Raw genomic sequence first — 22902 nt, forward strand, 5'->3', positions numbered from 1 at the left:
CCGACCTCACCCTTTCGGGGCAAGAATCGAACAGGTGCTGCGCTTGAAACTGTCGTGATCTCAGCGACACCCGGCCGGGATCTGTTCCTGGCCAGGTGTCGGATGCGTCAGTCCTGCTTCTCTGCAGGCTGCTCGGTGTCGGGCCGGATGTCGATCCGCCAGCCGGTCAACCGGGCGGCGAGACGGGCGTTCTGCCCCTCCTTGCCGATCGCCAGCGACAGCTGGTAGTCGGGGACCGTCACGCGCGCGGAGCGGGCCGCGAGGTCCACGACCTCCACCTTTGACACGCGGGCCGGGGAGAGCGCGTTCGCCACCATCTCGGCCGGGTCGTCCGACCAGTCGACGATGTCGATCTTCTCGCCGCTCAGCTCGCCCATGACGTTGCGCACACGGCCGCCCATCGGGCCGATGCACGCGCCCTTGGCGTTCAGACCCGATCGGGTGGATCGCACCGCGATCTTCGTACGGTGACCGGCCTCACGTGCGATCGCGGCGATCTCGACGGACCCGTCGGCGATCTCCGGCACCTCGAGCGCGAAGAGCTTCTTCACCAGATTGGGGTGGGTGCGGGAGAGCGTCACGGACGGACCGCGTACACCCTTCGCCACCCGTACGACGTACGAGCGGATCCGCTTGCCGTGCTCGTAGGTCTCGCCCGGCACCTGCTCCTGCACCGGCAGGATGGCCTCGAGCTTGCCGATGTCCACGAGGATGTTCTTGGGGTCGCGGCCCTGCTGGACGACACCGGTGACGATGTCGCCCTCGCGGCCGGCGTACTCACCGAGCGTCGCGTCGTCCTCGGCGTCGCGCAGACGCTGCAGGATGACCTGCTTGGCGGTGGTGGCGGCGATGCGGCCGAAGCCCGACGGGGTGTCGTCGAACTCGCGCGCCTCCTGCCCCTCCTCCAGGTCCTCGGGGTCCTCCTTCGCCCACACAGTCACATGGCCGGTCTCCCGGTTGAGCTCCACGCGCGCGTGGCGGCGGCTTCCCTCGGTGCGGTGGTAGGCGATGAGGAGGGCCGCCTCGATCGCCTCGACCAGCAGGTCGAAGGAGATCTCCTTCTCCCGTACCAAGCCCCGCAGGGCACTCATGTCGATGTCCACGGCTACGCCTCCTCCTCTTCCGTCATGTCCTTCTTGTCCTTGCGATTGAACTCGACCTGGACCCGCGCCCTGGAGATGTCCGGGAAGGCGAGTCGGCGGGTGGTGGCCTTGCGGCCCTTCACGCCGGGCACCTCCAGATCGACTCCTTCGTCGTCGACCCGCAGAATCCTGGCCACCAGCTCGTCGCCCTCGGCCAGCTGGAACTTCACCAGCCGGCCCTCGGCCCGTACGTAATGCCGGTGTTCCCTGAGGAGGCGCTCTGCGCCCGGGGTTCCGACCTCGAGGGTGTATTCGCCCTGGCCCATCGCGTCCGTCTCGTCGAGCTTCGCCGAGAGCGCACGGCTCACATCGGCGATCCGGTCCAGATCGGCACCGGTGTCGGAATCGACGACGACGCGCAGCACCCGCTTCCGCCCGACGGAGTCCACTGCGATCTCTTCGAGATCGAGTCCCTGGGAGTTGACGAGCGGTTCCAGCAGTTCTCGCAGCCTCTCGCTCTGGGTGGTGCTCATCCGGGTGACTCCTCGGCCGCGTGTGCTGTTGTGGGAAGGTCGCGTGTCAGGTCAAAGGGTATCCGGTCCCGAAGGGTGATGCCGTCCACCTGCGCCACCACCCGGGCGGCGGAGCGATCTGCCGAGCCGTGGCGGGTGCGGGGGCGACGCGCGGGTACCGTGATCATGGCGTAACCGCCCATCCGTTCGTACGAGGTCTCCGAGGACGTCTGCCGTGTCACTCGCCCCGCACTCGCGCACCCCCCTGCACAGAAGGAGCCTGCTCCTCGCCTCCGCCGCGGGTGCCGCGCTGCTCGCGGGCTGCTCCAGCACCCCCGACTCGGCCGCCACAGGCCGCAGCGTCACCGTCGCCGACCGGGCACGCGCGCGTGCGGCACGGGACAGCGCGGCGCTGGCCGAGCGGTACGCGGCCGTGATCTCCGCCCATCCGGCACTGGCCACGCGACTGCGACCGCTGCGGGCGGAAGTCCTCCGGCACGCGCAGGCGTTCGGCGGTGGAGTCGACGCCCAGGCATCCCTCTCGGCCACGCCCAAGGCCTCGGCGTCCACGTCCGTCTCCGCCTCGCCGCCCCCTCTCCCCGTACCGGCGGACCCCAAGGCCGCCCTCGTCGGCCTGGCCGCGGCCGAACGGACCCTGACCGACCGGCGGACCAGGGCGCTGCTGCGGGTCCCAGGCGAACTCGCGCGGCTGATGGCGTCCGTGGCGGCGGCCGGAGCCGCGCACGCGTACCTGCTGACGGAGGGCACGAAGTGAACACGACCATCAGCACGCCACAGCCCGTGAGCGGCGAGCTCACCGCACTGCAGGCAGCCCTGCGCGCCGAGCACGCCGCGGTCTACGGCTACGGCGTCGTCGGCGGCCGGATCCAGCAGGCTCGACAGCAGGCGGCGCGGGAGGCATACGACGCCCATCGCGCCCGGCGGGACGAACTGGCCCGCGCCGTAAGGGACCTGAGCGGCACACCGGACCCCGCCGCGGCCGCTTACGCACTACCCTTCGCCGTCCCGGACTCCGCCGCCGCGGTGCGGCTCGCCGCCGAACTGGAGGAGCGGGTGGCAGGGGTGTACTCCGATCTGGTCCGGGCCTCGACGGGCGAGCGGCGGCGCTTCGCCGCCGAGGCGCTGCGGGAAGCGGCGGTGCGGTCGGTGCGCTGGAGCCGCGAGAGCGTAGCCTTCCCTGGTCTCGCCGAGCGGGCGGCGGCCTCTCCCACCGCATCGGCGACACCGCGGACGTGAGGCGTACGCGCACCCCCACACGTGCGAAGCCGATCTTGAAGGGAACAACTCGCGCATGGCTTTCGAAGCGCCGCAGCGTCTTGTCAGGGCGATCGGCGAGACGCAGCGGAACGGTGGCGCCCAGTGGCTGGGTGGCCTCTGCGACCTGGTGCGGCAGGCCGTTGATCTACGCGCGTTGACCGTGGAGCGGGTGCAGGCACCCGGTGGCCGCAGCAGCCTGGTCCTGCTGGTGCGGCAGGCCGACGGCACACCCGCCGTGCTCAAGGTGGTGCCGCCATGGGCCCGGCCGGAGGGCGAGCGGGCGGCGCTCGCGCACTGGGACGGCTTCGGCGCCGTACGGCTCCTGGACGCGGAACCCGAGCGGGGCGTGCTGCTGCTGGAGCGGCTGCACCCGGAGATGTCGGTGCGCTCGCTGCCGGAGGCGAAGGCGCTGCTGGAGGCGGTCGGCACACTGCGCCGGCTGTGGGTCGAGCCCCCCGCCGGTCACTCCTTCGAGACCGTGGCCGCCCGCACCGAACGGCAGGCCGAGGCCATGCGGGCGGGCGGCCAGGCCTGTCCCGAGGCCGCACCCCTGGTGGAGGCGGCCCTTGCAGCCCGCGAGGAACTGCTCGCCGCACCGCCCGAGGAACGGCTGCTGCACGGCACGTTCCGGCAGAGCAAGATCCTTGCCGGGGAGCGGCTGCCGTGGCTGACCGTGGGGCCCGACCCGGTGGTCGGCGAGTGCTCCTTCGATCTGGCGCGACTGGTGCGCGACCGGGTGGAGGACCTGATCGCGGCGCCTTCGGGAGCGGCGATCACCCGCCGCCGGGTGAAGCGGCTCGCGGAGTTGCTGGACCTCGACCAGGAGCGGCTGCGCGGCTGGACGCTGTTCCGGGCGGTCGAGTCCGGAATGAGGGCCCGCCGGGTCGGCCGCCCGCGGGACGCGGAGCTGCTGCTGGAGTTCGCGACCTGGTTGTAGTGCCCCAACAGGCAACGTTCACCCCGTCGCGACGCCCGGCACGCTCCCCCACTCTCGGCTTCGCTCGAGCGAAAGGTGCCCCCACGACGCCGCTCCTTGACGGGCAGACGTCGCCTGCCGGGGCACTGGACAGGCCGGCGGCGGCCGTGCTGATCGCCTCGGCCGCCGCCAGTGCCTCTACTTCCCGCGTCCCGTTCGCGTCAGGCGGTGAGGCGGGCGATCGCCTCGTCCACCGTCAGCTCTTCACGCTCGCCGGTCCTGCGGTCCTTCAGCTCCAGGACGCCCTCGGCGGAGCGGCGGCCCGCCACCAGGATCTGCGGCACGCCGATCAGCTCGGCGTCCGTGAACTTCACGCCCGGCGAGACACCGGCCCGGTCGTCCACCAGAACGCGGACGCCGGCCGCGGCCAGTTTCTGGGAGACGTCGAGGGCCAGCTCGATCTGGAGCGCCTTGCCCGCTGCCACGACGTGCACATCGGCCGGGGCGACCTCCTTCGGCCAGCACAGACCGTGCTCGTCGGCGGTCTGCTCGGCGAGGGCCGCGACCGCGCGGGAGACGCCGACGCCGTAGGAGCCCATGGTCACCCGGACGGGCTTGCCGTTCTGGCCGAGGACGTCCAGCTTGAGGGCGTCGGCGTACTTGCGGCCCAGCTGGAAGATGTGGCCGATCTCGATGGCGCGGTCGAGCTTGAGCCCGGCACCGCAGTTCGGGCACGGGTCGCCCTCCTGCACCACCACGACGTCCACGTAGGCGTCGACCTCGAAGTCCCGGCCGGCGACCACGTTCTTCGCGTGCGTGTGCTCCTTGTTGGCACCGGTGATCCACGAGGTGCCGGGGGCCACGCGCGGGTCGGCGATGTACCGGACCTTCTCCAGGCCCTGCGGGCCGACGTAGCCGCGGACCAGGTCCGGGCGGTCCGTGAAGTCGTCGGCGGTGACCAGTTCGACGGCGGCCGGCGCGAAGTGCGCCTCGACCTTGCCCATGTCGACCTCGCGGTCGCCGGGGACGCCGATGGCGACGATCTCGCCGTCGACCTTGACGAGGAGGTTCTTCAGGGTGGCGGAGGCCGGGACGCCGAGCGAGGCGGCGAGGGTCTCGATGGTCGGGGTGTCGGGGGTCGGGATCTCCTCCGACGCGGGCACGTCCGCGGCGTCGACCGGCTTCAGCTCGTACGCGATCGCCTCGGTGTTGGCGGCGAAGTCGCAGCTCGGGCAGTCCGCGAAGGTGTCCTCGCCGGCGCCGGCCGGGGCGAGGAACTCCTCGGACTTGGAGCCGCCCATCGCGCCCGCGGTCGCGGCGCAGATCCGGTAGTCGAGGCCGAGGCGCTGGAAGATCCGCTGGTAGGCCACGCGGTGCAGGGCGTACGACTCGGCGAGGCCCTCGTCGGCGAGGTCGAAGGAGTACGAGTCCTTCATCAGGAACTCGCGGCCGCGCAGGATGCCCGCGCGGGGCCGGGCCTCGTCGCGGAACTTGGTCTGGATCTGGTAGAGGATCACCGGCAGGTCCTTGTAGGAGGACGCCTGGTCCTTCACGATCAGCGTGAAGATCTCCTCGTGGGTGGGGCCGAGCAGGTAGTCGCCGCCCTTGCGGTCCTGGAGGCGGAACAGCTCGGGGCCGTACTCGTCCCAGCGGCCGGTCGCCTCGTACGGCTCGCGCGGCAGCAGAGCGGGCAGCAGCACCTCCTGGCCGCCGATCGCGTCCATCTCCTCGCGGACGATCCGCTCCACGTTGGCGAGGACCTTCTTGCCCAGCGGCAGCCAGGTCCAGATCCCGGCGGCGGTACGGCGGACGTAACCGGCGCGGACCAGGAGCTTGTGGCTGAGGACCTCGGCGTCCGCCGGGTCGTCACGCAGCGTCTTCGCCATCAACTGGGACATGCGCTGGACCGGTGCGTTCACCATCGTTCTCGTACTCCTGCCGCGTAAGGGTGATGGCTAGGAGGTTAGCCGGGCGGCCGGTGCCTGCGGAAATTCGGTCAGCGTCTGCGCAGCGGCAGCGGGGCTCCCATCACGGCGTACGGGCTGGGCGCGCTGGGGAAGAGCACCTGCCGCGCCAGGTCGACATAGCCCAGCGAGTGGTACAGGCCGCGGGCCGGGCTGTCGGTGTCGATCGCCGAGAGGATCGAGCGCGGCTCGGCGGCGCCGTCCGTGATGGTGGTGATCAGGGCGCGGCCGATGCCCCGGTTCTGGTGGCGCGGATGAACGTGCAGTTCGGTGATCACGAAGGAGTTGTCGAGCCAGCCGTCGTGGCCCTGGGCGCGCAGATACGGTTCGACGACGGTGGACCACCAGTGCGTGCGGTCGTTGGGCATGCCGTAGACGAACCCGGCCAGCCGTCCGTCGGGGGTGGTGGCGCCGAGCGCGCGGGCTCCCGGGTAGGTGATGTGCCGCAGCACGATCTGGCGGCGTACGGCGATCTCTTCGGGGCCGAGCCCGAACGCGACGGCCTGCACGGCGAGTGCCTCGTCCACCCGGGCGGCCAGGTCGAGGGGGCCGATCACGACGTCGTCGGGATCGTGGTGACCATGACCGCGAAAGCGAAGCATGCTGGGGAGCCTACCGGTGCGCTTCGCCGGATACCCGGGGACTGCGGGTCTTCTCAGAACAGCACGCTCATGAACGCGCCGACCTCCTGGAAGCCCACTTTGCGGTACGTCCGCCGGGCGGGGGTGTTGAAGTCGTTCACGTAGAGGCTGACGACGGGGGCGAAGTCCGTGAGGGCGTAGCGCAGCACCGCCGCCATCCCGGGCGCCGCGAGGCCCTGGCCGCGGTATTCGGGGGCCACCCACACGCCCTGGATCTGGCAGGCCCGCGGCGTTGCCGCGCCGATCTCCGCCTTGAAGACGACTCTGCCACTCTCGTCCAGGCGGGCGAACGAGCGGCCGGAGCCGACGAGTTCGGCGACCCGGGCCTGGTAGATCAGTCCGCCGTCGCCGGCCAGCGGCGAGATGCCGACCTCCTCGGTGAACATCGCCACGCACGCCGGCATGATCGTTTCCATCTCGTCCTTGCGGATGCGGCGGACGTACGGATCCGGGGCGATGTCGGCGGGCATGCGGTCGGTGACCATGAGCGGCTGGTGAGCCCGGACCTCCCGGGCCGGCCCCCAGCTGGGCTCCAGCAGGCGCCACAGCTGGGCGGTGGCTCCGGCGGGGCCGACGATCGAGGAACAGCGGCGGCCCGCGCGCCGGGCGCGGTCGGCGAAGGCCCGCACCGCTCGCGGGGTCGCGCAGAGGGGGACGAGGTTGGCGCCCGCGTAGCACAGCGAGGTCAGCATGCCGTCCTCGTACCAGCCCCACATCTCCCCGCCGAGACGCCAGGGGTCGAGGCCCGCGACCTGGACCCGGGACGTCACGAAGGCGTTTGCGACCGGCTCGCGGTCGAGGACGGCGAGCGCGGCGTCCAGGTCACTCGGTTCGAGGACCCGGGTGGTCGTCTGCGTCAACACGTGCGGGGGCCTCACCCTGGGGTCTACTGGTCCCCGCACTGTACCTGCCGAGCTTGAGCCGCGCCGCCCGGTCGCACGCCGTACGCGGGCGGTCACTGCATGGCGAACCCGAGGAACGCCTCCCAGGCGGCGGGCGGAAGCGTGAGGGCGGGGCCGGTGCCGGGGGTGTGCTTGGAGTCGCGCACGTGGATGGCGGTGGGGCAGGGGGCGACCTCTACACACTCGCCGCCGTCCCCGCTGCTGTAGCTGGACTTGTGCCAGGCGAGGGCGACTTCGAGGCACTGCCCGCCATCGCCCTGGCTGTAACTGCTCTTGAACCAGTTCATGTCTCCCCCAGCAACTTCTCTACGAAAGCCAGTGATTCGCGCGGCGTCAGGGCTTGGGCGCGAAGAACGCCGTACCGCTCCTCCATCTCCCTGACCGTTTGACGGTCGGTGTAAAGGCGGCTGCTCATATACGCATCCACGTAAGCGATCCTGCGCCCTTGCGACGTCTCGATCAAGGTGAAGCGACCGAAGAGCGCCGCGTGTTCCTCACGATCGTCCGGCATGACCTGGATCTCGGCATTGCGTCGATGACCGACGAGGAGGACCTGCTCCAACTGGCCCCGCATGACGGCCCGTCCGCCCAACCGCTTGCGCAGGACCGCCTCCTCCATTACGAAGCTGATGGTGGGCATCGGCTTCTGCATGAAGATCTTCTGCCGGGCCAGCCGCGCCGCCACCCGTTGCTTGATCGTCTCCTCGTCCAGAGCAGGCCGCCACATGGTGAACACCGCCCGTGCATAGTCCTCCGTCTGCAACAGCCCAGGGACCCCCTGCACGGCGAACACGTGCAACGCAACCGCCTCCTTCTCCAACTTCGCCGCATCCCTGAAGAACGGCGGATACTGCGCCCTCTCCACCTCCTCAACAAGTTCCAGCAACACCCCATGCGCCCCCAGCACTTCATCCGCCCGCGCGATGAACTCCGCAGACGGAATCCGTCTCCCCTGCTCGAACGCCGCGATCGTCGACTCCGAGTACCCCGTACGCGAGCCCAGTTCGGCCCGCGTCATCCCCGCCGCCGTCCGCAACCTCTTCAACTGCCGCCCGAAGATGTGCAGTACGCCGGTTGCCTGCTCCTCGCTGCTCATACGCCCCTCACCGCTCTCACCCACCCGTCGGTTACGGCTCACCCCGCGTACAGATGCGCTCCCGCCGTGTACAGCCCCCAGTGGTCACGGCTGCGCCCCTGGTCAACGCTACGCAGAGTGCGCGACCGTGAGCGATATGAAGCCGACAACTCCCCCGGACTGGCATATTCAGAAGTGCACCGCGCCCGCACACGAGTTCGCCATGCGGTTCACGTCCACGCCCCGTGGCGCGCGGCTCGCCCGGCGTCTCGTCTCCCACCACCTCGACGAATGGGGGCACCCCTACGACAGCCCCCTCAACGAGACCGCCACCCTCATCGCCGCCGAGCTGGCCGCCAACGCCGTACGGCACGGGCACGTGCAGGGGCGGGACTTCCACCTCCGGCTCGTCGAGACGGCGGACGGGATCCGGCTGGAGGTCTCCGACACCCGTACCGAGCGGCTGCCCGAGCCACGGCCCCCGCAGGACCCGGCGGCCGACGAGTCCGGGCGCGGACTGCTGCTCGTCGAGGCGCTAGCCGACCGATGGGGCGTCGAACCGCGCAGCCCCGGGAAGTGCGTCTGGGCGGAGGTACGACGAAGTCCCGCCACCGAGAGGTGACGGGACTTCGGGGAAGTACGCGAACCGAGATCAGCCGGCAACCGCGACCGAAGGCTCGCCGGAGGCCACGCCGTCCTTCTCCATCTGCTCGGCGATCTTCATCGCCTCCTCGATGAGGGTCTCCACGATCTTCGACTCGGGGACGGTCTTGATGACCTCACCCTTGACGAAGATCTGGCCCTTGCCATTGCCGGAGGCGACGCCGAGGTCGGCCTCGCGGGCCTCGCCGGGGCCGTTGACGACGCAGCCCATGACCGCGACGCGCAGCGGCACCTCCATGCCCTCCAGGCCCGCCGTGACCTCCTCGGCCAGCTTGTAGACGTCCACCTGGGCACGCCCGCAGGACGGACAGGAGACGATCTCCAGGCCGCGCTCGCGCAGGCCCAAGGACTCGAGGATCTGGGTGCCGACCTTGACCTCCTCGACCGGAGGCGCGGAGAGGGAGACGCGGATGGTGTCGCCGATGCCCTGGGAGAGCAGCGCGCCGAAGGCGACGGCCGACTTGATGGTGCCCTGGAAGGCGGGGCCGGCCTCCGTGACGCCGAGGTGCAGCGGGTAGTCGCACTGCTCGGCGAGCTGGCGGTACGCCTCGATCATCACGACCGGGTCGTTGTGCTTGACGGAGATCTTGATGTCCCGGAAGTCGTGCTCCTCGAAGAGGGACGCCTCCCAGAGAGCAGACTCGACGAGCGCCTCCGGGGTCGCCTTGCCGTACTTCTGCAGCAGCCGCCGGTCCAGCGAGCCCGCGTTGACGCCGATCCGGATCGGGGTGCCGTGATCATTGGCCGCCTTCGCGATCTCCTTGACCTTGTCGTCGAACTGCTTGATGTTGCCCGGGTTGACGCGGACGGCGGCGCAGCCCGCCTCGATCGCCGCGAAGACATACTTGGGCTGGAAGTGGATGTCCGCGATCACCGGGATCTGGGACTTCCGGGCGATGGTCGCGAGCGCGTCCGCGTCGTCCTGCGTCGGGCACGCCACCCGGACGATCTGGCAGCCCGACGCCGTCAGCTCCGCGATCTGCTGGAGCGTCGCGCCGATGTCCGACGTACGTGTCGTCGTCATCGACTGCACCGACACCGGGGCATCCCCGCCCACTGGCACGGATCCGACCATGATCTGCCGGCTCTTGCGGCGCTCGGCGAGCTTGGTCGGAACGGACGGCATGCCGAGTGAAATCGCAGTCATCTGGTGTGCAACCCCAAGTTGTGGATCAAGGTCCGGCCCGGGAATATGGCGGGCTCCCAGGCTCCGAGATTACGCCACGCGCATGCACCCCAGTGCATCACCGTGCGTAAACCCACCCCGGGGGTACCCCCGCTCGAACGAAGCTGTGGGTGAAGGTGGCGGCCGGGAAGAACGTTCTTCCCGGCCGCCGTCGAACGCACCTGGCTACGAGATCTTGACCGGGTTGACCACGTCCGCGATCAGGACCAAGAGCGTGAAGCAGATGAACACACTGGCCACCACGTACGCCACCGGCATCAGCTTCGCCACGTCGAAGGGGCCCGGGTCGGGGCGGCGCAGCACCTTGGCCACGGTACGACGCAGCGACTCCCACAGGGCGCCCGCGATGTGCCCGCCGTCGAGCGGGAGCAGCGGGAGCATGTTGAACAGGAACAGGGACAGGTTGAAGCCCGCGACGAGCAGCAGCATCGACGCGATCTGCTGGGACGGTGGGATGTCGAGGGTGAAGACCTCGCCGCCGACCCGGGCCGCGCCGACCACGCCCATCGGGGAGTCCGGCTGGCGCGGAGCGTTGCCGAAGGTCGCGTCCCACAGAGCGGGGATCTTGCCGGGCAGGGAGACGAGCGATTCCACGCCGTTCTGCATCATGTCGCCCATGCGCTGCACGGACTGGCCGAAGGACTGCTGGACGATGCCGGAGGCGGGTGTGAAGCCGAGGAAGCCGGCGTCCACCCACTTGCCCTCGACATAGCCGCCCTTGCCGTCCGTCTTGCTCACCTGGTTCTTGATCAGGTGAGCGTGCAGGTCGACCTTCTGACCCTTGCGTTCGACGGTGATCGTGACGTCCTTGCCGGGGTTGGCGCGGATCTCGGACTGGAGAGTCGACCAGTCCTTCACCTGCCTGCCGTCGAAGCTGACGATCTTGTCGCCCGCCTTGAGCCCGGCGGCCTGGGCGGGCGCGACCGGGTCGCCCTTCTTGCACTCCGTGCGGTTCTCGCTCTGCTCGATGACGCAGTCGGAGACCTTGGAGACGGTGGTGGTCTGGGACTGGAGGCCGAAGGTCATCATCACGCCGAGGAAGATCGCCACGGCGAGGATCAGATTCATGAACGGGCCCGCGAACATGACGATGACCCGCTTCCACGGCTTGCGCGTGTAGAAGAGGCGCTCCTCGTCACCGGGTTGCAGTTCCTCGAAGGACTGCGCTCGGGCGTCCTCGATCATCCCGCGCCAGGGCGAGGTGGAGCGGGCCTCGATACGGCCGTCCGGGCCCGGCGGGAACATGCCGATCATGCGGATGTAGCCGCCGAGCGGGACCGCCTTGATCCCGTACTCGGTCTCGCCCTTCTTCCGCGACCAGATGGTCGGGCCGAAGCCGACCATGTACTGCGGCACCCGGATACCGAAGAGCTTGGCCGTCGACAGATGTCCCAGCTCGTGCCAGGCGATCGAGATCAGCAGACCGACCACGAAGACGACTATGCCGAGGATCATCATCAAGGTCGTCATGCATGGGCCTCCGCGGTTGCCGTCTGCGCCGTCAGTTCTCTGGCCCGGGCGCGTGCCCAGGTCTCCGCTTCGAGGACGTCCGCGACGGTCAGGGAAGTTCCCGCGCTGGGGATTCCGTGCTCCTCCACCACCCGGATGACCGTATCCATGATCCCGTTGAACGGCAGTGCGCCGTTCAGGAACGCGTCGACGCACTCCTCGTTGGCGGCATTGAACACCGCCGGAGCCGTGCCCGCGAGCTGTCCCACGTGACGGGCGAGTCCGACCGACGGGAAGGCGTCGTTGTCGAGCGGGAAGAACTCCCAGGCCGACGCCTTGGTCCAGTCGATGGCGGGGGCCGCGTCGGGCACCCGCTCGGGCCAGCCGAGTCCGATGGCGATCGGCCCGCTCATGTCGGGGGGCGTCGCCTGCGCCAGGGTCGATCCGTCCGTGAACTCCACCATCGAGTGGACGTACGACTGCGGGTGGACGACGACCTCGATGCGGTCGAAGGGGATGTCGTACAGCAGGTGCGCCTCGATCACTTCCAGCCCCTTGTTGACCAGGGTCGCGGAATTGATCGTGATGACAGGTCCCATGGCCCAGGTGGGGTGGGCCAGCGCCTCCTTGGGCGTGACATTCGCCAGCTCCGCCTTGGTCCGGCCGCGGAACGGGCCGCCGGAGGCGGTGACGACGAGTTTGCGCACATCGGCGCGGGCGCCGCAGGCGAGGGCCTGGAAGAGGGCGGCGTGCTCGGAGTCGACCGGGATGATCTGGCCGGGCTTGGCCAGCGCCTTCACCAGCGGGCCGCCGACGATGAGCGACTCCTTGTTGGCGAGCGCGAGGGTGCGGCCCGCCTCCAGAGCGGCGAGGGTGGGCGCGAGGCCGATGGAACCCGTGATGCCGTTCAGGACGGTGTGACAGTCGGAGGCGGCAAGCTGGGTGGCGGCGTCGGGTCCGGTGAGGATCTCGGGGAGGGGCTCGGCAGAGCCGTACTGCGCCCGGAGCGCCTCGCGCAGGGCCGGTACGACGTCCTCGCGCGCGACCGCGACCGTGCGCACGCGCAGACGGCGGGCCTGCTCGGCGAGCAGTCCGACCCGGCCGCCGTTCGCGGAGAGTCCGGTGACGTTGAACCGGTCGGGGTTGCGCAGCACGAGGTCGACGGCCTGGGTGCCGACGGAGCCGGTGGAGCCGAGGATCACGACGTCCCGCGCTCCGTCCACGGGGTCGTAGACGAGATGGGGGTCGGCAAGAGGGGCTGGACTGTCGCTCATCCCCCCATTGTTGCCGTACCTGACTGCCGAATGGACAGGGCGTCCCTCAGGCGGGGGGTTGACCCCTGCGCCAGCCTGGATATACACGAGGATTCATCGGATATACGGGAGGTGCCCGGCATGGCCAAGACCCTGATCGACATCGACGAGCAGCTGCTGGCGGACGCGGCCATAGCTTTCGGCACCAAGACGAAGAAGGACACCGTCACCGCCGCGCTCAAGGAGGGCGTCGCCCGCAAGAAGCGCGCCCTGGCGCTGGCCCGGCTGGCGGCCCGTGCGGACGCTGGGGACTTCGACCTGCTCCTGGACAGGGAGAACTACCGTCGATGAACGCCGCCGTCTTCCTGATCGACACCAGCGCGCTGGCCAGAATCTTGAAGGAGCCGACGCGCTCGCGTTGGGAGAAGCCTCTGGTGGAGGGGCTCATCGCCCGGTGCCCGACCGCCGAGATCGAGTTCCTCTACACCGCGAGGAACGCCGAGGACCGCGAGGAACTGATCGAGGACCTGGAGGCCCTGTTCGGCTGGACACCGCTGGACGACCGGGCGGTGACACGGGCGTGGAGCGTGCAGCAAGCGCTCACGGCAAAGGGGCTGCATCGCTCGGCGGGCGCGGTCGATCTGCTCATCGCCGCGACCGCCGAGTTGCAGGGTCTCACCGTGCTGCACTACGACAACGACTTCGAGACCATCGCCTCGGTCGCCGGCCAGCCGACCCAGTGGCTGATGCCCCCGGGCAGCCTCTAGGGGCGTCGGTCAGCCGGAGGTGTCCGTCAGCGAATGGGACGGTGGACGTTTTCCCTGCGGGCCGGACCCGGTGTCGCGTCGGCGATCCACGGTCCGTCGCCGGACGGGTCCACGACCCCCTGTTCCAGCCATTCGTACGTCCCGGACAGGACGCCCTTGACCACCGTGCGGTCGAGGTTGTCGGTGTTGGTCCACAGGCGGCCGAACAGTTCGTCGACGCGGATGCGGGACTGGCGGCAGAAGGCGTCGGCGAGCTGGTACGCCTCGCGCCCGTGCTGTCCGGTCCTGCGCAGGTGCTCGGCGCGTACGCAGGCCGCGCTCATCGCGAACAGTTCGGCGCCGATGTCCACGATCCGGCCCAGGAAGCCCTGCTTGGTCTCCATGCGGCCCTGCCAGCGGGACATGCCGTAGAAGGTGGAGCGGGCGAGCTTGCGGGCGCTGCGCTCGACGTACCGCAGGTGCGGCGAGAGGTCGACCTCCCGGTGGAACTCCCCGTAGGCGCCCGGGATCTGACCCTGTCCGGCGACCAGCTTCGGCAGCCACCGGGCGTAGAAGGCGCCCGCGTTCACGCCCGCCTTCGCCTTGTCGGCCAGGGACTTGTCCGGGTCGATCAGGTCACCGGCCACCGACAGGTGGGCGTCCACCGCCTCGCGGGCGATCAGCAGATGCATGATCTCCGTGGAGCCCTCGAAGATGCGGTTGATGCGCAGGTCGCGCAGGAGCTGCTCGGCCGGTACCGCCCGCTCTCCGCGGGCCTTCAGGGACGCTGCCGTCTCGAAGCCGCGGCCGCCGCGGATCTGGACCAGTTCGTCGGCCATCAGCCAGGCCATCTCCGAGCCGTACAGCTTGGCGAGTGCGGCCTCGATGCGGATGTCGTTGCGGTCCTCGTCGGCCATCTGGGACGACAGGTCGAGCATGGCCTCCAGGGCGAAGGTCGTCGCCGCGATGAAGGAGATCTTGGAGCCGACCGCCTCGTGCAGCGCGACCGGCTTGCCCCACTGTTCGCGGGCCCCCGACCACTCCCTCGCGATCTTCAGGCACCACTTGCCGGAGCCCACGCACATGGCGGGCAGCGACAGCCGGCCGGTGTTCAGTGTGGTGAGCGCGATCTTCAGCCCCGCGCCCTCCGGGCCGATGCGGTTGGCGGCCGGTACGCGGACGCGGTGGAAGCGGGTGACGCCGTTCTCGATGCCGCGCAGGCCCATGAAGGCGTTGCGGTTCTCGACGGTGACGCCTTCCGACGCCGCCTCCACGACGAACGCCGTGATGCCGCCCTTGTGGCCCTCGGACTTGGGGACGCGGGCCATGACGACCAGCAGGTCGGCGACCACGCCGTTGGTGGTCCACAGCTTCACGCCGTCGAGGACGTACTCGTCCCCGTCCGGTACGGCGGTGGTGGCCAGACGGGCCGGGTCGGAGCCCACGTCCGGCTCGGTGAGCAGGAACGCCGAGATGTCGGTTCGGGCGCAGCGGGGCAGGAACGTGTCCTTCTGCTCCTGGGTGCCGAAGAGTTTCAGCGGCTGCGGTACTCCGATCGACTGATGCGCGGACAGCAGCGCGCCGATCGCCGGGTTCGCGGAGCCTGCCAGGGCGAGCGCCTTGTTGTAGTACACCTGGGTGAGGCCGAGGCCGCCGTACTTGGTGTCGATCTTCATGCCGAGGGCGCCGAGGTCCTTGAGCCCGTTGATCGTCTCGTCGGGTATCCGGGCCTCACGCTCGATGCGGGCGCCGTCCACCTGGGTCTCGCAGAAGTCGCGCAGCTTGGCGAGGAACTCCTCACCGCGCTGTACGTCCTCGTCGGGGGGCAGCGGGTGCGGGTGGATCAGGTCGAGCCGGAAGCGGCCGAGGAAGAGTTCCTTGGCGAAGCTGGGCTTGCGCCAGTCCTGCTGGCGCGCGGCCTCCGCAACCTGGCGGGCCTCACGCTCGGTGACGGTGGGCTTGGGAGTGGGGGTTGTTGGGGCGGACATGAGGCTCACCTCGCCGCGAATCGGGTTCTATGGGGCGTACTCCGATCAAGATGCCGTACAACGACCAAGACCGCCGTACGGCGATCTCGCGGACGTACGTTACCGATCGGTGCTACTCGATCGTTCGTACCCCATTCGGGGCGAGGCCACCAGTCCTCGCGCAGCCTCCCGCCCGGGAAATGCCGTCAGCCGGGTACGCGTTCGCCTTCCTGGACGGGTGCGGTCGGTGGTGTGGCGTCAGGGGTCCTTCCGAGGGACGGTCCGGGCACGCCCCCGCGAGAGGACGTGTCACACGGCGCGGCGCATGACCAGCCGCGGCCACCGGTCCAGGCCGTGCGCCGTTTCCCGCGCGCGGATGTCCAGGAGGCCCGGGCCGAGCATGGTGTCGTCTAGCGGCTGGAAGCCGCAGCGCGCGTAGTACGGCGCGTTCCACGGGACGTCGGTGAACGTGGTGAGGGTCAGGGCGGGAAGCCTGTCGGTTGCCGCCCTGGCGGCGGCGTGGTCCAGGAGCGACCGCCCGATACCGCGGCGTGCGCTGTCCGGGTGCACCGACACCTGTTCGATGTGGAGGTTGCCGTCGACGCGGTCGGCGATGAGGTAGGCCACCGGGGCATTGGCTGAGTCGACCGCGACCCAGGCCCGTCCGGCCTCCCGGTAGCGGGCGAGTTCGTCGAGCGGGAGCGGCTCGTCGTCGGCGATCTCAGGCATGCCGATGTCGTGGAAGCAGCGCCCGGCGGCTCGCTCGATGTCCTGGAGCAGGGGCAGTTCTTCGTTCTGGACTGCTCGAATACGCATGCCGTCCATGGTGCCTCGCGGCGTCCCGTAGGGGTGATTCCCCTACTCCTTCCCTGGGGCGGGCGCGCACCTACCCCCAAAGGAATGGGTGTCAAGGTCGCCTTCATCCCCGATCCGCCGGCGCTGTGCACATGACAGAGTCGTCACCTGTCAGCCGCATCCGGAGGAACTCTCAGGAAGGTCCACCACCGTGACCAACACAGCCCCGGCTCTCGCCTCGCCCGCCGCCGGTCCGACGGGCCGTCGGTTCGCGATCGCCCATGCCGCCGCGCCGGTGCTGCTGGGCGCGTACGGCCTGATCCGCCTGCTGCCGGGTTCACGTGAGCCCGGCACCGGCTGGACCGTCGGCCATCTGTGCCTGCTCGGCGCGTTGCTGGGCTTCGGCATGGTCTTCCGCGACCTGTACCGGGCGCTCGCCGACCGCGGCCGGGCGACGGCGCTGCTCTGCTCTGCTACGGAGCGGCCATGACAGGTGTGGTCACCAGTGTGGGCCAGGTCCTGATCGACCTCTACGGCGGGTTCATCACCGACACGGAGGCCGAGCAGAACCGGTTCTTCGCCGACGTGCAGAGTCACCCGGGTGTGCTGCCCGTCTTCTACCAGGTGCTCCCGGTCCTCTTCCACCTGGGCCTGCTGGCGATGGTGGCCGTCCTGGCGTTCCGCCGCCGTCTGCCGTTCTGGAGTCCTCTCGCCGCGCTGGCCGGAATGGTCGTGGCGGCCGCCTCACTGGACTTCATGACGGTCGGCGTGGCGCTGTACGCGCTGGCGCTGCTGCCGCTCCACCGTTCGGCCCGGCACCGGGCATGACGGTCCCTCACGCACGCATACGACGACGGCCGGAGCCCCCGCACAGTGGGTTATTCACACATGCTCTGACCTGCGGTTTCTCTCCGACCTGCATGAACGCCCAACGGTTCAGCCCGTCTCAGCCCGTTCCGGCCCGCCTCAACCCGTCTCGGCCCGCCTCCGTGTTCCCGTGGGAACACGGACGGGAACATCAGCCGCGGTGTTCCCACGGTGTTCCCGTCACTCCAAAGGAGCGAGCCGGGAAGCGACTGTTCTCCAAGGTCAGTGGCGGTATCAACGACAATGGCCGGAACCCCACGCACAAGGGGTTATACGCGCCTGGCCTGACCTGCGATTTCTCTCCGACCTGTGCAAACGCGGGCCGTTTCAGCCCGCCTCAGCCCGTCTTAGGCCATCTCGACCCGCCGTGGTGTTCCCGCGGGAACACCACGGCGGCACACTGCGCGTAGATTCCCTGACCAGCGGATACCTGTTCCCGTGCCCGCAAATCTCGCATCGGCCGCCAATGTGACCGAAACGCGACGCTCACCTGGCGCGACCGTGCCCAGCGGACACGGCCGCGGCCCCGGCTATCCGCCATGAGGCGGACAGCCGGGGCCGTGGCACACTCAGCAACCGGTCAGCTCGGGATGTTCTGATCTACTGCCAGCCGTGTTCACCGAGGGGCCCATGGCCGTCTAGATATCCACGCAAACCAGCCTCGGGGTACTCGATGATGTCCTCAGGCAGTTCGTGCACGGTGAACCACTCGAGGGCGAGGCACTTCTCGGGCTCCCTGTTGACGGGCTGCCCCTCCCATTCGGTCGCCTCGAAGAAGAAGCCGATTCGCTCCACCTCGGCGGACTGACGATGGTGCACGGTCTGGACCAGGCGAAGGCGAGCCGGGTCGACGGTGATGCCGGTCTCCTCGTACAACTCGCGGGCCGCGCCATCGGTCAGGGGCTCGCCCTCGTCGAGCTTGCCGGACGGCATGTGCCATCGCCCGTGACCGTACGGACCGCCTCTCTGCGAGAAGAGGATCTTCTCCCCGTCACGAAGGATCACGTGGGTATCGATGACGGGCTGTGCTGGTTTTCCGCTCATGGTTCCTGGGATGTCGTAGGCGTGGGTGAGGTGATGGACGCTATCGGCAGAGCTGGGATGGCGTCGGCGATTCGGCGTGCTACGTCCAATGGGGTGGCGGTGCTGGTGTCGAGGAGCAGGACTTCTGCTCCCCTGCTCATCAGATAGGCCGCGGCGTCGGCGTAGAGCTCAACTTCCCGGCTGGGACCGCTGGGGTTGAGGTGAAAGCGGTGGGTGATGCCGCGTGCGGAGATGCGCTCGGCGATGAGCCCTGGGTCGGCGGTGAGGATCACGGACAGATCCGGAAGTATCGCTCGGTTGTTGACGGCGAGGATGAAGTCCTCCGGGACGCCGTCGAGTTGCTGAAGGACGAGGCTGGACGGCAGATACCGGTCGCTGATGACCAGTTCACCTGCACGTAGCGCGGGCTCGATCTCGGTTTCGATGTGCTCGTAGCGGTTGGCGGCCACCAGACAGGCCAGGGCCAGGCCGCGGATCTGGTTGGCGTGACTGCGGGTGAACTGGCCCAGGGCGCTGGTGGTCGGCTCGACCGTGCGCCGGGCCGGCCGGCCTTCACTGGTGAGATGGTCGTGGAGTGCCTGGACGGTGGTGGACTTGCCGACGCCGCTTGGCCCGTCGATGGAGACGAACCATCCGGTGCACCCGCCCGTCATGCGGCGGCCTCCTGTCCGTTCTGGTTCCGCTCGTGCTGCTCACGCGTGAGCATCGCGAGGGTGCCGCGCACGTCTTCCAGGGGGACGCCGCCGAACTGGATGCCGACGGAGAAGTTGAACTCGTCGCGCTGCCGCATGGATTCGTCGGCGCCGTCCTGGGTGAGGTCGACGTCGCCGTAGGCGAGGAGTTCGTCGGGGTTGTAGCCGTCCTTGATGAGGGTCTGCCACACCGGCGTGCCGGGGTAGGGGCGGAACTCGAAGACGCTGGCTCGTACGTCGCCGGGGTGGTGGTCGGCGATCTCCCACAGGTTCCGGATGTGCTGCACTGTGGCGTCGAGGTCCTCGCGGGTTTCGCCGGGGAATCCGAGGATGAAGTAGCCCTTGACGCCGATGCCGCGGGCGACGAGCCGGCGGGCGACGCGTTCGGTCATGGCGGCGTCGATCCGTTTGTCCATGGCGGTCAGGATGCGGTCGCTGCCGGACTCGATACCGAGGGCGACTTCGCGCAGCCCGTTCTCGACCAGTGCCTCGAGTTCCTGGTCGGTGAGGCGGTCGAGGACGTTGATGCGGCCGGTGGCGTCCCACACGAACCGCTCGCCGATACCGTGGCGGGTGAAGGCTGCCATCTGTTCGTCGATGACGCGTTTCGCGCCGAGGAACAGATCGTCGACGAACCGGAAAGCCGTCACGCCGTGCTGGCTGTTCAGTGCGTCGAGTTCCCCAAGGATGTTCTCGGGTGAGCGGACGCGGATCTTGACGTCGGGGTTGGCGCTCCAGGCAGCGCCGCAGAACGTGCAGTTGTAGGGGCATCCGCGGCTGCCGACAATGTTGGCCTCGATGTGCCCCCGGCTGGCCGCGGCGGTCAGCCAGTCGGTTCCTCGGCTACCTGCCAGGCGGCGATCCGTTGCGGTGGGCGCGGAACGGTAGGGGTCCTGGGGCAGGAACGAACGGTCGACGTAGGGCAGGGCGTCGATGTCGGGAGCGAGCATCTGCACGCTGGTCCGGGCGTCCGCTACGCCCCCGGCTCGGGTGCCGCTGATCGGGTCGCGCCAGAGAACGCCAGGAAGTTCCCTGCGCCGCTGCTCGTTCTCCAGGAGGGCTGCCACGCGTAACTCCCCCTCCCCGAGGACCAGCGCTTTGAGGTTGCGCATGCGCGGGTCGGCAAGGATGCGGTCGGGCATGGCCTTGGCGTGGTGCCCGCCGATCATCAGCGCGATCTCCGGGACCAGCTTGGCGGCGATCTGCGCGGACATCTCATAGGTGGGGGCCAGCAGATTCATCGCTGCCCAGCGCGGCGCCGCCTTGTTGACGATGTTTGCGGCCTCTTCGATGCCGAGCCCGTGCGCTTCGGCGTCGAGGACGCCGACGTTGAACCCGGCCTGCCGGGCGTAGGTGGCGATGTACGCCATGCCGAGCACGGGGAGCGTGTAGTCGTTGGTGCGAGGCCTGAGGGTGTAGTCGCGTAGCGGCGCGTTGATGAACAGGGCGTCGAGTGCGCGGGTTTCATCGGTTCCCGCGATCAGGGATAACTGCCGCATGGTTCCTCCAGGTCATCGGGCATGTGAGCCCCAGGTGAGGGTGGAGAGGGTCAGGGTGTGCAGGGCAGTGCTGTCGGTGTCGGCCCATCCGGTCCACAGCGGGCCGAAGGCCTTGTCTTTCTTGTCGGGCCACGGGTATGCGGGGTCGATCTGAGCGGCCCAGGTGCGCACGGCAAGGTCGTCGTGCGGGTAGATGCTGAAGTCGCCGGAGAAGTCGGCGGCGGCTGCCGCAGCGGTCCACGGGCCGATGCGCGGGATGCCCGTGAGCGCGGTCACCAGGTCCGCGGCGTCCAGACGTTCCCACTCGGTGTGGTTCTGCTGGTAGTCGGCAGCCGCCGCCCGCAAGGCGGAGCGGTGGAACTTCGCGCCGATACTTGCGAACTCTTCATCGCTCAGGGCCAGGACGTCGGCAGGCGCGGGCGCGACAGCGAGTTCGCCAAAGGATCCCTGGACGACGGTGCCGAACCTGCGGCACCAGGCGCGGTATAGCTTGCGGGCCTGGTCGGCGCGCACGACCTGGCGGAGAATCGCCGTGCTGATCGCGTCCCACAGCCACGGGTTCGCCAACCGCTGGAAAACGCCGAGTTCTTCGAGTCCAGCCCGCAGCGCAGCGGGGGCCGCGGCAGGCATCATGGCCGGATCCGTGGTGACGAATACGGGCTTCACATCCTCGGCGCCCTGCACACACTCCACATGCAGGCCATCCCCGTCGTGGGACACAACCCAGATCCCGGACTTCGTACGGACAGTACGCGCGCACGTACCGTTCTCGTGCGTATGCCAGGCGGGGTGATCAGTCGTCAGTACACCGGCCATCGGTCGCTCCTTACGTTGCGCTCTGTCTCGCCGTAGCCTCTCGCGTCACGGCGGGCCGATGTGCGCAGCGGGCACAGAAAACGAGAACAGCAGCGGGGCCAGGAGATGAAGTTCCTTAGGTCGCTGCCCGCCGCCAGCGCCAAACCGGCGCGGTTCACGGCCGCCGCTGGTGCGCCTGCTTGTGCCTGCGGATCTCAACGTTGCAGTCCGAGACCTTCGACAGGTCCCCGGCACCTGCGGCTTCCGCGCGCTGCTTAGCCAGCCCAGCGCACACGCGGCAGCCCGGTGCGGGCTGCGGCCACTTCAGCGGTGCACCGAGATAGACGGGCCTGCTCATCGCCTTCGACATCAGGAGTCCTCCACGAAAATGGGTCCTCCCACCCCAGCCGGGGTGTCCCGGCCGGGGTGGTGGTGCGATGCCTGCCGCTCAGGCAGATCCGGTGAGCTTGGCGAGGAACGCAGCGTTCGCGGCCACGTCGTGCCCAAGCACGACAGCGTGGTGCGGTAGCGCGGCCAGACGCCGGGCGACTTCCCCCCGAGCCTTGGCAGTGCCGCCGCCGTCGACCCGGGCCACCTCGAACACGTCCGGGTAGCGGTCCTCCGTCGCACCGCTCATGAAGTCCCCGTCACCCAGGCCCGGGTTGGCGTCCTCCTCGACGGCCGGGGCGGCTCCCGGGGCGATCCGGGGGAAGACCAGGGCCGCCGCCTCTCCGCCGGTCGCCAGAGGAACACCGAACCAGGCCGGGAACTGGTCCGGGAACACCTGGACCTTGAGTTCCTTACCGTCCTCCCACAGCGGTTCGCGGCGTCCGGCGAGCAGGGCCTCCGTGACCCGCTCGTCCTGTGTCGGGTGAAGCTTCTCCCCCGCCTCCAGCCGCTCACGGGCGATGTCGAACCAGCCCATCCCGTCCAGCAGGCCGAAACCGAGCGCGGCGGCCGACGGCCACGGCAGCACATCCACGCCGCCGTAGCTGTTCACGCGGACGAACACCCGGTCGTTGGCGAGCAGCCCGATCCCGAGCCAGTTGGCCAGTGCCAGGGCCGTGGTGGTCTTGCCCGCCCCTTTCTGCCCGAACGTGAGGATGACCCGGTCCTCGTGGGCGACCGCGGAGGCGTGCAGCACCGCCCAGCCGTCGCGAAGCAGCTGCCCGCGCATCACCTCTCGGGCCAGACGCGCGGTCGCCGTGGCCACCGGCTCCCCCTCGCAGCCGTAGATCATCAGGCGTCCGTTCGCGGGCTCCGAACGGTAGGCCAGCCCCTCCTCCGGAGAAACGCCCCCGATCACGCCTGCCTCCTCGTCACGGGCGAGCAGGAGCTGCGCCTTGGCGTAGGTGGTGCTCGTGTGCGGGACCCGGGTCACTGCCAGGGACACGTCCGCGTACCGGCCCGGGGACACCTCAGCGAGGACGACCGGCCCCGCGCAGACGCTCTCCGCCGGCACCTCCGCCGCCCTCCACCACTGGCCGAAGTACCGGCGCGTCCAGTCGGTGACAGCCCGCTCAGCGGACATGACGGTCACCGACGCGTCGGCGGCCTTCAGGCGTACGGCATGCAT

Annotated in this window: 25 protein-coding genes; 8 read left to right on the top strand and 17 right to left on the bottom strand. The window is 69.5% G+C overall.

Going from position 1 to position 22902, the window contains the following annotated elements; genetic code table 11:
* Positions 1 to 107: 107 nt before the first annotated feature.
* Together nusA and rimP are read right to left on the bottom strand one after the other, a co-directional pair.
* A complete protein-coding gene (gene nusA, locus BIV24_RS19640) occupies positions 108 to 1103 on the bottom strand; it encodes a transcription termination factor NusA (protein ID WP_071367675.1) in 996 nt (331 codons plus the stop codon).
* A gap of 2 nt (positions 1104 to 1105) precedes the next feature.
* The gene (gene rimP, locus BIV24_RS19645) at positions 1106 to 1615 is read right to left on the bottom strand and encodes a ribosome maturation factor RimP (protein ID WP_071367676.1); all 510 of its coding nucleotides are present in this window, start codon (positions 1613 to 1615) and stop codon (positions 1106 to 1108) included.
* 214 nt (positions 1616 to 1829) lie between these two features.
* Between rimP and BIV24_RS19650 the strand changes: the two genes are divergently transcribed.
* From BIV24_RS19650 to BIV24_RS19660, 3 genes are read left to right on the top strand one after another with little or no spacing between them, the layout of a single operon-like run.
* Entirely contained in the window at positions 1830 to 2369 is a 540-nt protein-coding gene (locus BIV24_RS19650) for a hypothetical protein (RefSeq protein ID WP_071367677.1), read from the top strand.
* A complete protein-coding gene (locus BIV24_RS19655; protein ID WP_245766872.1) occupies positions 2366 to 2851 on the top strand; it encodes a ferritin-like domain-containing protein in 486 nt (161 codons plus the stop codon). Before BIV24_RS19650 ends, BIV24_RS19655 begins: the two co-directional genes overlap by 4 nt.
* A 55-nt stretch (positions 2852 to 2906) precedes the next feature.
* Positions 2907 to 3809, top strand: coding sequence for an aminoglycoside phosphotransferase family protein (locus tag BIV24_RS19660; RefSeq protein WP_071367678.1), 903 nt, complete (start codon positions 2907 to 2909; stop codon positions 3807 to 3809).
* A 200-nt stretch (positions 3810 to 4009) separates the two neighbouring features.
* Here BIV24_RS19660 and BIV24_RS19665 read toward each other — a convergent pair whose 3' ends face one another.
* From BIV24_RS19665 to BIV24_RS19685, 5 genes are all read right to left on the bottom strand, one after another.
* On the bottom strand, positions 4010 to 5710 hold the full coding sequence (locus BIV24_RS19665; protein ID WP_071367679.1) for a proline--tRNA ligase: 1701 nt from the start codon (positions 5708 to 5710) through the stop codon (positions 4010 to 4012).
* A gap of 74 nt (positions 5711 to 5784) precedes the next feature.
* Positions 5785 to 6354: a GNAT family N-acetyltransferase gene (locus BIV24_RS19670; RefSeq protein WP_071367680.1), complete on the bottom strand. Its 570-nt coding sequence runs from the start codon at positions 6352 to 6354 to the stop codon at positions 5785 to 5787.
* A gap of 53 nt (positions 6355 to 6407) precedes the next feature.
* The gene (locus tag BIV24_RS19675) at positions 6408 to 7256 is read right to left on the bottom strand and encodes a GNAT family N-acetyltransferase (protein WP_071367681.1); all 849 of its coding nucleotides are present in this window, start codon (positions 7254 to 7256) and stop codon (positions 6408 to 6410) included.
* Positions 7257 to 7348: 92 nt separating this feature from the next.
* Positions 7349 to 7582: a DUF397 domain-containing protein gene (locus tag BIV24_RS19680; RefSeq protein ID WP_071367682.1), complete on the bottom strand. Its 234-nt coding sequence runs from the start codon at positions 7580 to 7582 to the stop codon at positions 7349 to 7351.
* On the bottom strand, positions 7579 to 8391 hold the full coding sequence (locus tag BIV24_RS19685) for a helix-turn-helix domain-containing protein (protein ID WP_071367683.1): 813 nt from the start codon (positions 8389 to 8391) through the stop codon (positions 7579 to 7581). Before BIV24_RS19685 ends, BIV24_RS19680 begins: the two co-directional genes overlap by 4 nt.
* Positions 8392 to 8527: 136 nt before the next feature.
* On the opposite strand from BIV24_RS19685, the gene BIV24_RS19690 reads away from it, so the two are divergent.
* Positions 8528 to 8992: an ATP-binding protein gene (locus BIV24_RS19690; RefSeq protein WP_245766873.1), complete on the top strand. Its 465-nt coding sequence runs from the start codon at positions 8528 to 8530 to the stop codon at positions 8990 to 8992.
* A 30-nt stretch (positions 8993 to 9022) separates the two neighbouring features.
* Here BIV24_RS19690 and ispG read toward each other — a convergent pair whose 3' ends face one another.
* From ispG to dxr, 3 genes are all read right to left on the bottom strand, one after another.
* A complete protein-coding gene (ispG, locus tag BIV24_RS19695; protein WP_071367685.1) occupies positions 9023 to 10180 on the bottom strand; it encodes a flavodoxin-dependent (E)-4-hydroxy-3-methylbut-2-enyl-diphosphate synthase in 1158 nt (385 codons plus the stop codon).
* Between the two features lie 204 nt (positions 10181 to 10384).
* Entirely contained in the window at positions 10385 to 11689 is a 1305-nt protein-coding gene (locus tag BIV24_RS19700; RefSeq protein WP_071367686.1) for a M50 family metallopeptidase, read from the bottom strand.
* Positions 11686 to 12942 carry a 1-deoxy-D-xylulose-5-phosphate reductoisomerase gene (gene dxr / locus BIV24_RS19705; RefSeq protein ID WP_071367687.1) on the bottom strand — a complete coding sequence of 419 codons (1257 nt, stop codon included), beginning with the start codon at positions 12940 to 12942 and terminating at the stop codon, positions 11686 to 11688. Before dxr ends, BIV24_RS19700 begins: the two co-directional genes overlap by 4 nt.
* Before the next feature lie 120 nt (positions 12943 to 13062).
* Here dxr and BIV24_RS19710 point away from each other — a divergent pair, with 120 nt between their 5' ends.
* Together BIV24_RS19710 and BIV24_RS19715 are read left to right on the top strand one after the other, a co-directional pair.
* Positions 13063 to 13272: a type II toxin-antitoxin system VapB family antitoxin gene (locus tag BIV24_RS19710; protein WP_071367688.1), complete on the top strand. Its 210-nt coding sequence runs from the start codon at positions 13063 to 13065 to the stop codon at positions 13270 to 13272.
* The gene (locus BIV24_RS19715; RefSeq protein ID WP_071367689.1) at positions 13269 to 13688 is read left to right on the top strand and encodes a PIN domain nuclease; all 420 of its coding nucleotides are present in this window, start codon (positions 13269 to 13271) and stop codon (positions 13686 to 13688) included. Before BIV24_RS19710 ends, BIV24_RS19715 begins: the two co-directional genes overlap by 4 nt.
* A 26-nt stretch (positions 13689 to 13714) precedes the next feature.
* Here BIV24_RS19715 and BIV24_RS19720 read toward each other — a convergent pair whose 3' ends face one another.
* Positions 13715 to 15655 carry an acyl-CoA dehydrogenase family protein gene (locus BIV24_RS19720; protein WP_071367690.1) on the bottom strand — a complete coding sequence of 647 codons (1941 nt, stop codon included), beginning with the start codon at positions 15653 to 15655 and terminating at the stop codon, positions 13715 to 13717.
* A 288-nt stretch (positions 15656 to 15943) separates the two neighbouring features.
* On the bottom strand, positions 15944 to 16450 hold the full coding sequence (locus BIV24_RS19725; RefSeq protein ID WP_071367788.1) for a GNAT family N-acetyltransferase: 507 nt from the start codon (positions 16448 to 16450) through the stop codon (positions 15944 to 15946).
* A 190-nt stretch (positions 16451 to 16640) separates the two neighbouring features.
* On the opposite strand from BIV24_RS19725, the gene BIV24_RS19730 reads away from it, so the two are divergent.
* Positions 16641 to 16919, top strand: coding sequence for a hypothetical protein (locus tag BIV24_RS19730; protein ID WP_071367691.1), 279 nt, complete (start codon positions 16641 to 16643; stop codon positions 16917 to 16919).
* A complete protein-coding gene (locus tag BIV24_RS19735; protein ID WP_071367692.1) occupies positions 16916 to 17257 on the top strand; it encodes a hypothetical protein in 342 nt (113 codons plus the stop codon). Before BIV24_RS19730 ends, BIV24_RS19735 begins: the two co-directional genes overlap by 4 nt.
* Before the next feature lie 639 nt (positions 17258 to 17896).
* On the opposite strand, the gene BIV24_RS19740 is transcribed toward BIV24_RS19735, so the two are convergent.
* From BIV24_RS19740 to BIV24_RS19765, 5 genes are all read right to left on the bottom strand, one after another.
* Positions 17897 to 18340: an NUDIX hydrolase gene (locus BIV24_RS19740; protein WP_071367693.1), complete on the bottom strand. Its 444-nt coding sequence runs from the start codon at positions 18338 to 18340 to the stop codon at positions 17897 to 17899.
* Entirely contained in the window at positions 18337 to 18993 is a 657-nt protein-coding gene (tmk, locus tag BIV24_RS19745; RefSeq protein ID WP_071367694.1) for a dTMP kinase, read from the bottom strand. The genes BIV24_RS19740 and tmk overlap by 4 nt, the downstream gene beginning before the upstream one ends.
* Positions 18990 to 20531 carry a B12-binding domain-containing radical SAM protein gene (locus tag BIV24_RS19750; protein WP_071367695.1) on the bottom strand — a complete coding sequence of 514 codons (1542 nt, stop codon included), beginning with the start codon at positions 20529 to 20531 and terminating at the stop codon, positions 18990 to 18992. The genes tmk and BIV24_RS19750 overlap by 4 nt, the downstream gene beginning before the upstream one ends.
* A gap of 12 nt (positions 20532 to 20543) precedes the next feature.
* Complete coding sequence (locus BIV24_RS19755) at positions 20544 to 21347, bottom strand: DNA glycosylase family protein (RefSeq protein WP_071367696.1); 804 nt, start codon at positions 21345 to 21347, stop codon at positions 20544 to 20546.
* Positions 21348 to 21774: 427 nt separating this feature from the next.
* Positions 21775 to 22902: a phosphoenolpyruvate carboxykinase (ATP) gene (locus BIV24_RS19765; protein WP_071367698.1), complete on the bottom strand. Its 1128-nt coding sequence runs from the start codon at positions 22900 to 22902 to the stop codon at positions 21775 to 21777.

Origin of the sequence: Streptomyces colonosanans, assembly GCF_001866645.1 — a bacterium.
Lineage (GTDB): Bacteria > Actinomycetota > Actinomycetes > Streptomycetales > Streptomycetaceae > Streptomyces > Streptomyces colonosanans.